Below are 14902 nucleotides of genomic sequence, written 5' to 3' on the forward strand. Positions count from 1 at the left end.
ATATTGGCATTAATTGAAAGTAACAATTTTAAATATTTATTATTATCGAATAAAAACAGATAGAGCCTGCTTAAACAAGCAGGCTCTATTCTATCAAAAAACAAAAATAAGAGGAGAAACTAAAGATCCAAAATATTAAATTCTGTAAGTAAAGGAAATTGTTGCTACACGGCTATCAAGATTATATCTTTTGTCAATGCTGGTTTGTCCGATAACCGAATTGATATTGTATTTATTGGTATTAAAAATATCGGTAACATTAAACTTTATACTGCCTTTGTTAGCAAGAACCTGTTTTGATAATCCGATGCTAAAATCAAAGAAACTATCTCTTTCGTAAATCCCAACATTCGATTTTGATTGATATTGTACATTTGCTTCCGCTTTCCAGGTATCTGTAATTGTAAATGAGTTTTGAACACTTAAATTTAAGGTTACAATTGGGTCGATTGTATTGGTATTGATAATCTTTCCTTCAAATTTATTCTCAAAAACATTAAAAAGCGTGTTCACCGACCACCATTTATAAATATCGGTTGTATTGGTAATATTTACACCATAATTGTATGATTTATTGGCATTGATTTGTGACGTAACCGTTGTGTTATTATCAGGATTGTAAACATATATTTCTGTAAAAACATCTTTGGTTTGATTAAAATATACCGAAGCCATAAAAGCACTTTTCCAAGAATATCCTATTTCTGATGTATGTGTAATTTCAGGAACCAGATTAGGATTACCTTGAGAATAATTGAACGAATCGTCATAAAAACGGAACGGATTCAAATCAAATTGACTCGGTCTGTTTATTCTCTTACTGTAAGAAGCATGCATAGAATGGTTACTACTCAATTCATATTTAAGCGAAAGACTAGGGAACCATTTTAAATAATCATCTTTATGTTTCTCATTTAATGTCTTTTGGTTAATGTCAATTGCAGTATATTCAGTTCTTAAACCTCCCTGAATACTTAGTTTCTCTAAACGATATTTGTAATTAGCATAAGCAGCATAAATTTGCTCATCATATTCAAAATGATTAGTAGAATTAAGATCAACAATCCATTGATTGTTATCGTTGTATTCATACACCGATGGATTGTCATTGTTTTTGATGCTACCTTTAAAACCCCATTCCAAAGTCTGTTTTTCTTTAATTGGATTTGTAAAATCAACTTTTCCAGTAAAGACTCTCAATTGAGATGGAATATAACCTCTTCTGTCATTAATTGCTGTGCCAGGAATTTGATTTTGCGCACTTTGGAATTGATTAGATCTAAATTTTGAAGTTTCATACTCAAAATCAAAAGACATATTCTTGCCTTCCGTATTAAACTTATGAACGCCAGAAAAAGCATAAGTGTAATCATACCACTTTTCTTTACTATCATTGTAAGTCAAAGCGTCAAATTGTAATTGATTTAAATTATTATATAGCGTATTCCCTCCATTAGCAATATTTTCATAGTGGCCAATTTTTGCGTCAAGCGAAACCTCTAAATTTGTTTTAGAAGAAACCTCATATGTTGTTCCTACTTTAAAGTTGTTAGACGTAAGGGGTTCGTTAGTCGTAGAATTTTGATAATTCTTTGTTGCAATTTCTTGTCTTGTAATATCAGTAAATTGAATTTGTTCAAAATTCTTGCGTTCCTCTTCACCTCTATAAGTGTAGCTGTAATTACCAAAGACTCCAAATTTATCTTTGTTGTAACTTAAATTCATTCCTGTATTGGTTCTGTTTTTTCTTCCTCTTCCGTAACTAGAAAATACAGTTCCTTTTATTCCGGCACTACTTGGTTTCTTCAAAATAATATTAATCATTCCGGCTTTACCAGTTGCATCATATTTAGAAGAAGGATTAGTAATAACCTCAATTTGTTTGATATTAGATGAGGTTGTTGATTTTAAATAATTAGCAAGTTCCTTTTGCGAAAGCTGCGTTAATTTACCATTAATCATAACGCCAACACCTTGTTGTCCTCTAATAGATAATTCTCCGTCCTGAGAGACTACAACACCCGGAGCGCGCATTAAAACATCCAGCGCAGTTCCGCCTTCAGACACAATGCTATTTTCTACATTAAAAACCATTCTGTCTGATTTTTGAGTATATAGCACTTTCTTTTTTACGATTATAATTTCATCTAATGCGTTTATTGATGTTTCGATAATGCTGTCTTTTCCTTTTTCAGTTTGCGAATAGGCATAAACAGAAAATGCAAGCATAATTGATGTTATAATATTTTTCATATTATTTATTTTTAATTTTTGAAGAATAATAAAACGGCTTTTAAGTTGATCAAGCCTTAAGAGTATAGTTTATCTATGATGATTGTGTTTTAAGAAATAGAAATTTTGGATAATAAAATAGAATCTTTAATTGGTAAGAAAATCATTTTATTCGGATGCTTTTTTGGGAGATAAAATAAGCTGTTTATAAGCGTTTTTGTGGGGTAAAATAAAAACATGATAGTCTGTTATTTGAAGTTTTTAAACCTCAAATATATAACTATTTATAACAAGTCTAAATAAAAATAAATTTAAATTTGTTCGGAAATGATAACTTACTGATAGTTAGTTGTTAGCAAGATAAGAGACGGTTTTATATTGTAAGATATGACTTGTTTATTCACTTAAATATTGAGAATTTCTAAAAGCTATAATCTGCAAGAAAGTATTGATTTCGCTAGGTGTCGAATAGAAATGATGCTTCATGAAAAATCCAATTCACGCTATAATAAAATAGAATGAATTGGATTTTTTATAAGTAACCAATTTTGTTACTGAAACGGAATGCTATTTAGTAATTTCTCTAAACACAGCTTCCAGATTTTTATTTTTTTGATTAAGCTGTAATGTCTTTAAACCGTTGGCAGTTGCAAAGTCAAAAATAGCTGGACGCATATCTTTTTCAGTGACAAATGTCAGTTCCCATGTCATGTCATGTGTATTTATATAAGAAGAAATGTTTTCTAATTTTGCAATTAATTGTTCTTCAATTCTATAATCAAATTCTACTTCAATAACTTGTTCTTTATTCTCCGCGATTAATTTGTCAAGTTTTTTGTCAGTAACAATTTTTCCGTTGTTAATGATAATAACTCTGTCACAAATTGCCTCCACTTCTTGCATAATATGTGTCGATAAAAAAACAGTTTTATTTTTACCTACATTCTTAATTACGTTTCTGATTTCTATTAACTGATTAGGATCCAGACCAGTTGTTGGCTCGTCTAGAATTAAAACATCAGGATTGTGTAATAAAGCATTTGCCAAACCTACACGCTGACGATATCCTTTAGATAATTGTCCTATTTTTTTATGACTTTCGGCTGACAGTCCTGTCAGTTTTATGACTTCTTCAATTCTCGATTTAGGAACGTTATAAACATCAGCATTAAAAGCCAGATATTCACGAACGTACAAATCTAAATACAACGGATTATGCTCTGGCAAATAGCCAATAGATAGCTGTACTGCCTTGGTATCAGTCATGACATCATGACCGTTTACAAGGGCTGTACCCGAATCGGCTAGCAAATAAGTAGTTAAGATTTTCATCAAAGTTGATTTTCCTGCACCGTTTGGGCCAAGAAATCCAACGATTTCACCTTTTTCAATCGAAAATGAAATTTTATCCAATGCTTTTTGAGTACCGTAACTTTTTGATATGCTGTTTACTTCTATCGACATGACTTTTTTATTTGATGCAAAAGTAAACAGAAATCTGCTTGATTGCTAAATTTTTGGTCTTTAAAGAAATCATAAAAAAAACTTAAAGGCGAGCAGTAACGGCACTGTTATTGTTAAAAGAGTATTAAATTTAAAATATTACAAATGAAAAAAATGTTAGTTGTTATTGCATTAGCTGTAGTTAGCTTTGCAAATGCTCAAAAAGGAACAATCTTAGTTGGTGGGAACATCTCGTACACTTCTGAAAAATCAGAATTCAAATTTAGTGAAGAAAAAACAAATACTTTTAGCTTTTCTCCTAAAGTAGGTTACCAATTTAACGATAACTGGACAGTTGGGGGTGAATTTACTGTAGCATCATCTAATGAAGATAATGGAATTGTAGAAGAAAAAAACAATGCTTTCAAAATCGGAGCATTTGTACGTTATTCTGTGCCATTAAGCCAAACTTTTTCTGTTTTTGCTGATATGGGTGCAGGTTTCCAAAATGCTAAAAATAAAGTATATGGTCCTGGAAATGCTTACTCAAAATCTAAAGCAGATGGTATGTATGTAGGTGTAACTCCAGCTCTTTTCATTAACATGAAAAATGGTTTTGGTTTAAACTTTAATATTGGAGGTTTAGGTTATGAAACATTAAGCTACGATAACAACGGTCCAGATGTTAGTAAATTCTTCTTTAATTTCGGTAAAGAAGTTGGTATTGGAATTTCTAAAAACTTCTAGTCTTAAATAGATTAAAATTTTAAAAAGCATCCGTCATTGGCGGATGCTTTTTTTTGTGCTTTAATTAAATGCTTTGAAAATGAAATTTCTTATTTAGCCCCGATAGAAACGATATCCTGTTGTGGCGTTTTTTGCCACAATAGATATAGTGGATAGCGGGACAAAAGATGTTTTGAAAACTTAAATTATCTGCTTCAAAAAAATAGAGTCAACTAAAGTGAAATCGAAAATAATCATAACTACAAGAATTTCGACTCCAGTAGTTGACATAAATAACAAAAAATAGATCTAAATAAAAATTATTAACTCACTGGATTTTCAACAGCAGTTCTCATTTCCTGAGCTGCAGCAACCATCTCGATCAGAGCTTTTTTTGTTTCATCCCAATGACGTGTTTTTAAACCACAATCAGGATTTACCCATAATTGATCTACAGGAATGACGGCCGAAGCTTTTTCTAATAGTTTAACCATTTCCTGACTAGATGGTACGCGAGGCGAGTGAATATCGTAAACTCCAGGTCCAATTTCATTAGGATATTTAAAATCGGCAAAAGCATCTAGTAATTCCATTTGCGAACGCGAACATTCAATCGTGATTACATCGGCATCCATATCGGCAATATTCTGGATAATGTCATTGAATTCGCTATAACACATATGTGTATGAATTTGAGTATCGTCTTTAACGCCACTTGCCGAAATACGGAAAGCTTTTACAGCCCAATCCAAGTAAGTTGCCCATTCTTCTTTACGCAATGGCAATCCTTCGCGAATAGCAGGTTCATCAATTTGGATAATTTTAATCCCTGCATTTTCAAGATCTACAACCTCATCACGTATTGCCAATGCAATTTGAGTACAGGTTTGAGAGCGCGGCTGATCGTTACGAACAAATGACCATTGCAGAATAGTTACTGGACCAGTTAACATTCCTTTTACCCATTTAGGAGTTAGCGATTGCGCATATTCTGACCATTTTACTGTCATAGGGTTAGGTCTCGAAACATCACCATAAATTACAGGAGGTTTTACACAACGGCTACCATAACTTTGTACCCAACCATTTTTGGTAAAAGTAAATCCGGCTAATTGCTCACCAAAATATTCCACCATATCATTACGTTCAAACTCACCATGCACGAGAACATCAATGCCAGTTTCTTCCTGAAAACGAATTGTATCTTCAGTTTCTTTCTTGATTAAATCGTCGTATTGTTGTTGCGTTAATTCGCCTTTTTTAAATTTTGCTCTCCAGCTTCTTACTTCGGGAGTTTGCGGGAAAGAACCTATTGTTGTTGTAGGGAACAAAGGAAGATTTAAAGCATCGATTTGTTTTTTGCGTCGGATAGCAAAAGTATTTTTGCGTTTATCATCTCCTGTCGAAATACTTGCCACACGATTTTTAACCGATTCGTTATGGATTAATTTTGATGTTTTTCTGTTTTCGTTTGCTAATGCATTTTCTGCAAATGGAATAGAGTTTTCTGTGTCTATTTCTTTTGAAGCAAACTGTTTCAATAAAACAACTTCTTGTATTTTTTGTTTCGCAAAAGCCAACCATTGCTTAATTTCTGGAGTAAGCGTTTCGTTGTTTGTTTCTAACTCTAAATCGCAAGGACTGTGAATTAATGAACACGATGGAGCAATTAATATTCTGTTTTCGCCAAGAGCTTTAGTCGCTTTTTCGATAATTGCCAATGAATTTTTAAAATCATTTTTCCAGATGTTTCTTCCATCAACCAAACCAAGAGAAAGATTTACGTTTGGAGATAGTTGATTTGATTCTAAAATATCATCTAATTGTAACGGACAACGAACTAAATCTAAATGTAAAGTATCAACTGGTAAGGCCAATGCCGTAGCTAGGTTTTCGCCAAAGCAATCAAAGTAATTGGCAAGGATGATTTTGATATTAGGAAAACGGTTGTTGATTTCAGTATATACTTTCGTAAAAGTGTTTCTTTCTTTATCGGTTAAGTTCAGCGCTAAGAAAGGCTCGTCTAATTGAATATAAGTTACATTTTCGGCTTCAAGCTTTGCAAATATTTCAAAATATACAGGAAGCAAAGATTCGATAAGATCAATTCGGTGAAAACCTTCTTCTTTTTCTTTTCCTAAAAGTAAGTAGGAGATAGGTCCGATAAGTACAGGTTTTGTAGCAATACCTAAATCATTTGCTTCTTTGAATTCATTGATTATTTTTTCTGAAAACAGAGTAAATTTTTGGTTTTTTGTAAATTCAGGAACAATGTAATGGTAATTGGTATCAAACCATTTTGTCATTTCCATAGCAACAACATCTTGTCCGTTTTTTTGCGAACCTCTAGCCATTGCAAAATACAAATCGATAGAAGAATTAGTTCTTGCAAAATCATTATAACGTTCAGGAATTGCTCCTAAAGTCAATGTTAAATCCAGAACCTGATCGTAAAATGAGAAATCATTCGACGGAATTAAATCAATGCCAGATGCGGCTTGTAGTTGCCAGTTTTCTTTACGGATGTTTTTTCCGACAGCCAGAAGTTCTTCTGCCGAAATTTTATCTGCCCAGTATAATTCACTAGCTTTTTTTAATTCTCTGTTGCTGCCAATTCGAGGATAACCTAAATTATTTGTTTTCATTTTGTTTCAGTATTTTTTACTGAACAAATTTATTGCATTAGATTTTATAACTTATATTTGGCTTTTATTTAAGTAAATAAACTTTAATTAGTTTGTTTTTGAAGATTATAATACTGATTAATTCTTCTTAAGCGAACTCTAGCCGTAAAAATTACTATGGAAAATTTAGATAAAACCGATTTAGAGATCTTAAGACATCTTCAGGAGAACTCAAATATCAATACAAAAGACCTGGCAAGCAAATTATTCTTGACCGTTACACCTGTTTACGAACGCATAAAAAGATTAGAACGAGACGGATATATTACTAAATATGTAGCGCTGCTAGACAAGAAAAAAATGAATTGTGGAATGACAGTTTTCTGTAACGTTCGGTTAAAAGAACATGCAAAAAACGTAGGAAGCAATTTTGTAAAAGATATTGTGGCGCTTCCAGAAATTATAGAATGTTATAATATTGCGGGCGATTATGATTTTATGCTAAAAATCCTTGTTCAGGATATGACTAGTTATCAGGATTTTGTAATGAATAAATTATCTACCATAGAAAACATAGGTAATACAAACAGTATTTTTGTAATGGGAGAGATTAAACACAGTACAGCATTAGAGTTTTAATCATTATAAAGTACTGAAATAAAAATGTATTTTTGCCCTTCTAAATCTAATTCTATAGCCATCGGTGCTATAATCTAAAATCAACAATCTGAAATCTAAAATCACAATGAACTGGGAACAACTCTTATCACTAAAACGCCAAGGCGATACTAGCAAAAGATTACGTGTAGAACAAGATGATACGCGATTGGGATTTGAAGTAGATTATGACCGAATTATATTTTCAGCAGCTTTTAGAAGTTTACAAGATAAAACACAGGTAATTCCGCTTTCTAAAACAGATTTTGTACATACCCGATTAACGCATAGTTTAGAAGTTTCGGTAGTAGGACGTTCGTTAGGGCGTTTGGTAGGAAAAAAAATCATCGAAAAATATCCATACTTAAAAGAAGTTCACGGATATCATATGAATGATTTTGGAGCTATTGTTGCGGCGGCATCATTGGCACACGATATCGGGAATCCACCTTTTGGACATTCAGGAGAAAAAGCTATTGGAGAATATTTCTCTATAGGAAACGGACAACAGTATAAAGAGCATTTGACTGATAAAGAATGGCAGGATCTAATAGATTTTGAAGGTAATGCTAATGGATTTTCGGTTCTTACAGCAAGTCGTCCGGGAATAGAAGGAGGACTTCGTATTTCGTACGCTACATTAGGAGCTTTTATGAAATATCCGAAAGAGAGTTTGCCTAAAAAACCAACCAAAAATATAGCCGATAAAAAATATGGTTTCTTCCAGACCGATAAAGACTTTTTTAATAAAGTAGCTGTCGATATGGGAATGTTACCTAATAAATCAGGAGATGATATTGGTTTTGAAAGACATCCACTAGCTTATTTAGTCGAAGCAGCAGATGATATTTGCTATACTATTATTGACTTTGAAGATGGAATAAATCTTGGGCTTGTTTCTGAGGATTATGCTTTAGAATACTTGATTAAATTGGTGAAAGACAATATAGGCGTTGCCAAATATAAAACACTTACTACCAAAGAGGATCGTATTAGTTATTTACGTGCACTAGCAATTGGAAGTTTGATAAATGATGCCGTTAAGGTTTTTGTTGATAACGAAGAAGCTATTCTTGCAGGTAAATTTCCGTTTGCATTAATGGATAAAAGCCAGTACAAAGCGCAAATGGATGATATTATAAATCTTAGTGTTCAGAATATCTATCAGAGCCGTGAAGTAATCGAAAAAGAAATAGTAGGGTATCAGATTATCCAAACACTGCTAGATAAATTTATAACAGCTTTTAATAATAAATACGACGGAAAAGCATCTAACTATGATGCATTGATTTTAAAAATGTTGCCAGAAAAGCATCATTTAGAAAAAGAAGGTCTGTATGAAAGATTGCTGCACATATGCCATTACGTTTCATTACTAACCGATGGAAATGCATTGGAATTATATGATACTATAAACGGAAGAAAAACAACGTAACAAATTAATTATCTAAAAGGCATATACTACACCAACTCCCAGAACTTGTTTTAGTTGTGCCTTTGGTCCTTCTGTGACTTGTTCCCCATTAACTTCTTTTTTTGATTTGATGTCATCATCGTACACAAAATGTACACCAACGTTTGCTTTGACATATTCGTTTACAACTAAGTCTAAACGAGTCGCGTAATCGATATCGATATTTCCAAATCGATTTAGGTAATCGGTATAAAGGCTAAGACGGTTTTCAAAAAACATATTTTTGAAGATTTCGTTTTTAGTATAACCAGTTAATAGAATACCAAATTCAGCTTTTATTTTTTCTCCCTTTTCAATCAGAATTTGTGTATTAGGATCTAGTGGGTCTGGTGCGTAAACTGCCTTTTTAACACCAAAAGCTCCTTGATTTGCCAAGACCTGGTCTAGAACCAAAGTGGTCTTTAGTGTAACAGGTGAGAAATAAAAAGTACGATTCTTTTCTTTATTTGCGTTTTCAGCTCCAGCTCCTAAGAATACATATGCAGGGGCAAAAGGTTTCGAAATCGGGTTATCTGTATTTGGATAAGAATAACCATTTGTAAATTGAGAATTGAAATTAAATTTAGCTGAATAATACCAGTTTGAAAGTGTATCTTTTCTGAAACCATAAGTAGAGTTAAACAGGAAAGCATCATCGGTTTTTCTTAATTCAATACCGTCTTGTTTGTTTAAACCATATTTTAAAAGAAGTTCATTTGCCCACTTATGGTTACCATGAGTATATGTTCTCGAAAATTCTCCTTTAAAAAGTCCAGAGATAGAACTAGTACCCCCGGCACTCCAGTTAACAAATGCAATTTGAGTAAGATCAAAACCCAATTTATTTTTTTTAGTCCAATTAGATGTAGTGTCTTCTAATTGAGTTTGAATTTCAGGTACCAATTGCGTCTGAATTTTAGAATTCTGAGCGAAATTTTTAGAAGAACAAAATATAAGAAGTACTAAAATAGATAAACGGAATAATTTCATTATGGCATTTTTTGTTTGGGTCCGCAAAATAATTATTTTTAACCAACAGAAAAAAGATTTTCTAAACTTTTAACGTCAATATTGCATAATTGTTGCAATTCGGTAACAGTTCCATGCTCAATAAATGTGTCTGGAATTCCTAGTATTTGTATTTTAGTGTTGTAATTATGTAATGCCGAAAATTCTAAAATAGCAGTTCCAAAACCACCATTTATAGCACCATCTTCGATAGTAATTATGGATGAGTATTTACTGAAAATAGAATGTAGTAGTTTGTTATCTAATGGTTTAATGAAAGGAAAGTCGTAATGAGCAATAGTATTTGGATTGCCAATATTTGCTAGTGCAGTTATTACGTTGTTTCCAATAGTTCCAGTAGATAAAACAGCGGTTTCACTACCATCTTTAAGGCAAGTTGCCTCTCCAATTTCGATTGTAGCATAATTCTTAAAATAATTCTTTTGCCAATCTGTAATAACGCCGCGACCTCTAGGATATCGAATTGCGATAGGATGATTTAATCCCAGTTGAGCAGTATATAAAATATTCTGTAATGCTATCTCGTTAATAGGAGCATAAATTATTAGGTTAGGAATACAACGCAAATAAGCAATATCAAAAACGCCATGATGTGTTGCGCCATCTTCTCCAACCAAGCCAGCTCTGTCCAGACAAAAGATAACTGGTAAATCTTGTAATGCGACATCATGTATCACTTGGTCGTATGCACGTTGCAAAAAAGTTGAATATATATTGCAAAAAACAATCATTCCCTGAGTTGCCATTCCAGCAGCAAGTGTTACCGCATGTTGTTCGGCAATACCAACATCAAAGGCGCGTTTTGGGAAAGCATCCATCATAAATTTAAGTGAACTTCCAGAAGGCATTGCAGGAGTAATACCAACAATTTTTTCGTTCTTTTGGGCTAAATCCAAAATGGTTAAACCAAATACATCTTGGTATTTTGGCGGAAGGTTGTCCTCTATCTTAGGAATGATTTCTCCAGTCGAAGCATTAAATTTTCCAGGAGCGTGATATTGAACCTGATTTTCTTCGGCTTGCTGCAATCCTTTTCCTTTGGTAGTTACAATATGCAGGAATTTAGGACCTTTTATATTTTTTAAACGTTTTAATTCTTTTATTAAAGCAAAAATATCATGACCATCGATAGGACCCGAATAATCAAAATTCAATGATTTAATCATGTTATTCTTCTTCGGATTTTTCCCTTCTTTTACAGCCGTGAGATATTTTTTAAGCGCACCTACACTTGGGTCAATCCCGATTGCATTGTCGTTTAAGATTACCAATAAATTAGCATCGGTCACTCCGGCATGATTTAAACCTTCAAAAGCCATTCCCGATGCAATCGAAGCATCACCAATTACAGCAATATGATGTTTGTCGAAATCACCTTTTAAGTTAGATGCAATTGCCATTCCTAATGCTGCCGAAATAGAAGTAGAAGAATGGCCTACGCCAAAAGTGTCATAGTTACTTTCGGCTCTTTTAGGAAAACCAGAAATCCCGTTAAGCTGACGATTGGTATGGAAATTTTCTCTTCTTTCGGTCAGGATTTTATGTCCGTAAGCTTGATGTCCTACATCCCAAACCAATAAATCATCGGGAGTATTAAATACATAATGCAAAGCAATAGTAAGTTCGGTAACACCTAGACTTGCGCCCAAATGGCCTTCTTTTACAGAAACAATCTCAATAATAAAATCACGTAATTCCTGAGCAACTTGAGGAAGTTGCGCTTCGGGAAGTAAGCGTAAATCGGCGGGATTGTATATGTTGGGAAGTAAATTGCTTTTCATTGTAAGGTAAAAAGCAAATTTACGGTTTTAAATTTAAATTTTACCTGAGATCTCATTCCAATACAATTGGTAAGGAATATTGCATCCTTGTTTTTTTTCCATTAGATTCTCCCGGTTCCCATTTTGGAGATAAACTTAAAACCCTAATGATTTCGTTCTCTATTGTTTTATCAATAGCTGGTACAGATTGAAGATATGATAAAGTTCCGTTTTCTTCTACTGCAAAAGAGATTCTAATTTTAAGATTTTTGGTATCTGTATTTTCGGGCATTTTAAATTCATTTTCAAAAAAAGTATAAAATGGGTCAATACCTCCAGGAAATTCTGCATTTATATGTATTACCGCACCAGTAGTAAATACGGAATCATCTTCTTTATTTTGTTTTGAAGATTGTGTTTTACCTTTAGTGGTTTTGCTGTGACTTATAGGAACTGGTTTTACAAATTTAACCTGATTAATTTTTGGAGGCGGTGGAGGCGGAACCTGAGTTGATTCATTTCCACTAACTTTAATATCGCCAACCATAACTCTTTGGTCAGTTGAGGAATCCTTAACAATCTCTATTTTGTCAATTTTTTGCTTGTCTCCGTTCTTATCTTGGCAACTAAACAATGTAGTTCCCATAGCAATAAACAAAGCCAATAAAAACATTTTATGATATTGAGTCTGCCTGTATAAAACTTCAGTTGGAATTTGAATTGTTACATTTTCTAATTGAGAGTTTTTGAATCTTCCGCAAACACTTTTGTTTTTATTTACAATAAAAAAATGCTGCACTTCATCAGGTAGCATTCTTGTGAAATCAACTACAGTTTTAGAGCAGCTAATGCAAAAACGACCATTTTCGGCAGGCGTCATTTTATCCCAGTTTTCGTAGCAAGGTTCAGGAATACTTATTTTATGTTTTGTTGGCATAATTTGAATATCAAAAAATAAATGTAATAAAAATTACTTCTTAAAAATGTATTTTTGTTTTATGATAGATATTTTTACCGACGAGTATTTTATGAAAAAGGCTTTGCAAGAAGCAGAAATGGCATTTGATAAAGATGAAATTCCTGTTGGAGCCATTATTGTAATTGACAATAAAGTCATTGCAAGAAGCCATAATTTAACCGAATTATTAAATGATGTTACGGCTCATGCCGAAATGCAAGCGATAACAGCTGCCGCTAATTTTTTAGGCGGGAAATATCTAAAAGACTGTACGCTTTATGTAACATTAGAACCTTGCCAGATGTGTGCAGGTGCTTTATATTGGAGTCAGATTTCTAAAATTGTTTTTGGAGCAAGTGATGAACATCGAGGTTACGAAAAAATGGGAACACAATTACATCCTAAAACTGTTGTTGTTCGTGGTGTTATGGCAAATGAAGCTTCGGATTTAATGAAACGTTTCTTTGCTAAAAGGCGAAGATAATTTTGTCGCCGTTTCATTCTTATTAAAAAGTTATTATGACTGATTTTTCAATAATAAAAAAACTATTTCATATTACAGAACCTGATGGTTTTACTAATGATGAAATTCAAATTGTTAAAAATATCTTCGGGCAACTTCCTGAGGTATTTGTTGATTACTATAGTGAATTAGGTAAGATTCAAAGCTTAAATCAAACGCAAGATTTGCTAATTATACCAGAGCGATTTCAATATTATAAACAGAATGATTATTTGATATTTTATTCTGAAAACCAAAGAGCATGTGTTTGGGGAATTCATAAAGACGATTTGTCAAAATCGAATCCGCCTGTTTTTATGAGTGCCGATGGAAAAGAATGGAACTTGGAAACAGAAACCTTAACGGAATTTTTTACTGCAATGGCTTTTCTTCAGGCTGGTTTTGCATTAGAATTTCCATGCAATACATTTTATGAATTAGAACAACATGAGCTAGATTTTGTTGTTGAAAATTACCGAAATAAAGGAGTTTCATTTAGGCAATGGCTTGAAGGAATAAATTTTTATGGTAATTATGATGATGATGTAATTATAATTATGGCTAATAATCAGCTGTTTTATGCAGCAAATACAAAAGAGCATTTTACAGAATTAGAGAATGTATTGTCTAAGCTTGGTGTAGAGTTTTAAAAGTTATAAATAAAGATATCTTCGTTTAATACAGATAAGTCATGTAAACACATACGAATATCATAAATGAATTAAAACAAATTATGTTGTAAAATGTGTTTTCAGAAAAGCCCTTTTTCGAGAGAAGTATTCTCAAACTTATAGCTATGGAAATAAGTAGTACACCACAAAAGTAAAACTGAATCCCGTTACTACTTAAATCATTATGAAGAAGATCGGTGTAATCATTCTTATTAGATCTTACTTTAGTTACAGATTTAAATAACAAAGAATACTCAAGTTCGATATCATTCTCCTTAATATCATCATTGGTAGTCGAAAAAGTAAAACCTTTCTGTGTGTAATAATGAACAGAAACTTTTTGAGGTTTAGATCCATAACTACCTCTCATAGAGCTTCTCACTACACGATGTGTTATTGCATCCGTTGTTTTTGAGGTTGGTAGAACATAATAATCCGTAAAACACAACAAAATAATAAAAGTTACTACCATCAGGAGGTATACGATAACTGATTTATTTTTTATAATAAATTCATTTTCTGTAGAATATTTATTCAAGCTATTTTATTTTTCCTTAATTAAAATTAGCGAAATATACTACATTTAATAATTGGTTTTTCATAACTTTTAATAAAATTTATTCATCATCATTGGAGTGATTTATTTTTAAAAGCAATTGAAAATTAGATATTTAAATTAGCATCTAGAATATATTTTCAGCCTAAATAAGCCAAATGAATAATACATTAAGCTTTTTTATTTTTAATGCAAAAAATGTAAACTATTGGTTATCATTGTTTAAAATAGATATTGCTTTGTTTTATAGAATTTTATGCTTACTTTCTTCTTGAAAGTAATTAAAATTTA

General features: G+C 32.4%; 12 protein-coding genes. 5 read left to right on the forward strand and 7 right to left on the reverse strand.

Translation table 11 applies throughout. From position 1 onward, the window contains the following. Nucleotides 1–135: 135 nt before the first annotated feature. Together B8T70_RS00645 and gldA are read right to left on the reverse strand one after the other, a co-directional pair. Nucleotides 136–2253: an outer membrane beta-barrel family protein gene (locus tag B8T70_RS00645; RefSeq protein ID WP_086893561.1), complete on the reverse strand. Its 2118-nt coding sequence runs from the start codon at nucleotides 2251–2253 to the stop codon at nucleotides 136–138. Between the two features lie 546 nt (nucleotides 2254–2799). Beyond that, nucleotides 2800–3696, reverse strand: a complete 897-nt coding sequence (gene gldA, locus B8T70_RS00650) for a gliding motility-associated ABC transporter ATP-binding subunit GldA (RefSeq protein ID WP_039116925.1) — start codon at nucleotides 3694–3696, stop codon at nucleotides 2800–2802. A gap of 144 nt (nucleotides 3697–3840) precedes the next feature. Here gldA and B8T70_RS00655 point away from each other — a divergent pair, with 144 nt between their 5' ends. Continuing rightward, entirely contained in the window at nucleotides 3841–4422 is a 582-nt protein-coding gene (locus tag B8T70_RS00655; RefSeq protein ID WP_039116926.1) for an outer membrane beta-barrel protein, read from the forward strand. Nucleotides 4423–4724: 302 nt separating this feature from the next. Here the strand turns inward: B8T70_RS00655 and metE are convergent, their stop codons facing one another. Beyond that, complete coding sequence (gene metE / locus B8T70_RS00660) at nucleotides 4725–7046, reverse strand: 5-methyltetrahydropteroyltriglutamate--homocysteine S-methyltransferase (protein ID WP_086893562.1); 2322 nt, start codon at nucleotides 7044–7046, stop codon at nucleotides 4725–4727. 156 nt (nucleotides 7047–7202) lie between these two features. Between metE and B8T70_RS00665 the strand changes: the two genes are divergently transcribed. Both B8T70_RS00665 and B8T70_RS00670 read left to right on the forward strand, forming a co-directional pair. Further along, on the forward strand, nucleotides 7203–7664 hold the full coding sequence (locus B8T70_RS00665; RefSeq protein WP_035619782.1) for an Lrp/AsnC family transcriptional regulator: 462 nt from the start codon (nucleotides 7203–7205) through the stop codon (nucleotides 7662–7664). A 106-nt stretch (nucleotides 7665–7770) separates the two neighbouring features. Further along, nucleotides 7771–9117 (forward strand): deoxyguanosinetriphosphate triphosphohydrolase, encoded by a 1347-nt coding sequence (locus B8T70_RS00670; RefSeq protein WP_086893563.1) that lies wholly within the window; start codon nucleotides 7771–7773, stop codon nucleotides 9115–9117. 12 nt (nucleotides 9118–9129) lie between these two features. Here the strand turns inward: B8T70_RS00670 and B8T70_RS00675 are convergent, their stop codons facing one another. The 3 genes from B8T70_RS00675 to B8T70_RS00685 are packed head-to-tail and all read right to left on the reverse strand — an operon-like array spanning nucleotide 9130 to nucleotide 12861. Further along, entirely contained in the window at nucleotides 9130–10125 is a 996-nt protein-coding gene (locus tag B8T70_RS00675; protein WP_086893564.1) for a DUF3078 domain-containing protein, read from the reverse strand. A gap of 38 nt (nucleotides 10126–10163) precedes the next feature. Beyond that, nucleotides 10164–11945, reverse strand: a complete 1782-nt coding sequence (locus B8T70_RS00680; RefSeq protein WP_086893565.1) for a 1-deoxy-D-xylulose-5-phosphate synthase — start codon at nucleotides 11943–11945, stop codon at nucleotides 10164–10166. A gap of 52 nt (nucleotides 11946–11997) precedes the next feature. Next, nucleotides 11998–12861, reverse strand: a complete 864-nt coding sequence (locus B8T70_RS00685; RefSeq protein ID WP_086893566.1) for a hypothetical protein — start codon at nucleotides 12859–12861, stop codon at nucleotides 11998–12000. Between the two features lie 61 nt (nucleotides 12862–12922). On the opposite strand from B8T70_RS00685, the gene B8T70_RS00690 reads away from it, so the two are divergent. Then, complete coding sequence (locus B8T70_RS00690; RefSeq protein ID WP_039112436.1) at nucleotides 12923–13366, forward strand: nucleoside deaminase; 444 nt, start codon at nucleotides 12923–12925, stop codon at nucleotides 13364–13366. 35 nt (nucleotides 13367–13401) lie between these two features. Next, nucleotides 13402–14034: a hypothetical protein gene (locus tag B8T70_RS00695; protein WP_086893567.1), complete on the forward strand. Its 633-nt coding sequence runs from the start codon at nucleotides 13402–13404 to the stop codon at nucleotides 14032–14034. Nucleotides 14035–14059: 25 nt separating this feature from the next. Here B8T70_RS00695 and B8T70_RS00700 read toward each other — a convergent pair whose 3' ends face one another. Next, a complete protein-coding gene (locus tag B8T70_RS00700; protein WP_123912050.1) occupies nucleotides 14060–14593 on the reverse strand; it encodes a hypothetical protein in 534 nt (177 codons plus the stop codon). Between the last annotated feature and the right edge of the window lie 309 nt (nucleotides 14594–14902).

Source organism: Flavobacterium sp. AJR, from assembly GCF_002156885.1.
Classification (GTDB): domain Bacteria; phylum Bacteroidota; class Bacteroidia; order Flavobacteriales; family Flavobacteriaceae; genus Flavobacterium.

Bases quoted from the DNA above. Each gene is read 5' to 3' on its own strand.
- B8T70_RS00655 (WP_039116926.1), top strand. From the start codon at position 3,841: ATGAAAAAAATGTTAGTTGTTATTGCATTAGCTGTAGTTAGCTTTGCA.
- B8T70_RS00670 (WP_086893563.1), top strand. From the start codon at position 7,771: ATGAACTGGGAACAACTCTTATCACTAAAACGCCAAGGCGATACTAGC.
- B8T70_RS00680 (WP_086893565.1), bottom strand. From the start codon at position 11,945: ATGAAAAGCAATTTACTTCCCAACATATACAATCCCGCCGATTTACGC.
- B8T70_RS00675 (WP_086893564.1), bottom strand. From the start codon at position 10,125: ATGAAATTATTCCGTTTATCTATTTTAGTACTTCTTATATTTTGTTCT.
- B8T70_RS00645 (WP_086893561.1), bottom strand. From the start codon at position 2,253: ATGAAAAATATTATAACATCAATTATGCTTGCATTTTCTGTTTATGCC.
- B8T70_RS00690 (WP_039112436.1), top strand. From the start codon at position 12,923: ATGATAGATATTTTTACCGACGAGTATTTTATGAAAAAGGCTTTGCAA.
- B8T70_RS00685 (WP_086893566.1), bottom strand. From the start codon at position 12,861: ATGCCAACAAAACATAAAATAAGTATTCCTGAACCTTGCTACGAAAAC.
- gldA (WP_039116925.1), bottom strand. From the start codon at position 3,696: ATGTCGATAGAAGTAAACAGCATATCAAAAAGTTACGGTACTCAAAAA.
- metE (WP_086893562.1), bottom strand. From the start codon at position 7,046: ATGAAAACAAATAATTTAGGTTATCCTCGAATTGGCAGCAACAGAGAA.
- B8T70_RS00665 (WP_035619782.1), top strand. From the start codon at position 7,203: ATGGAAAATTTAGATAAAACCGATTTAGAGATCTTAAGACATCTTCAG.
- B8T70_RS00695 (WP_086893567.1), top strand. From the start codon at position 13,402: ATGACTGATTTTTCAATAATAAAAAAACTATTTCATATTACAGAACCT.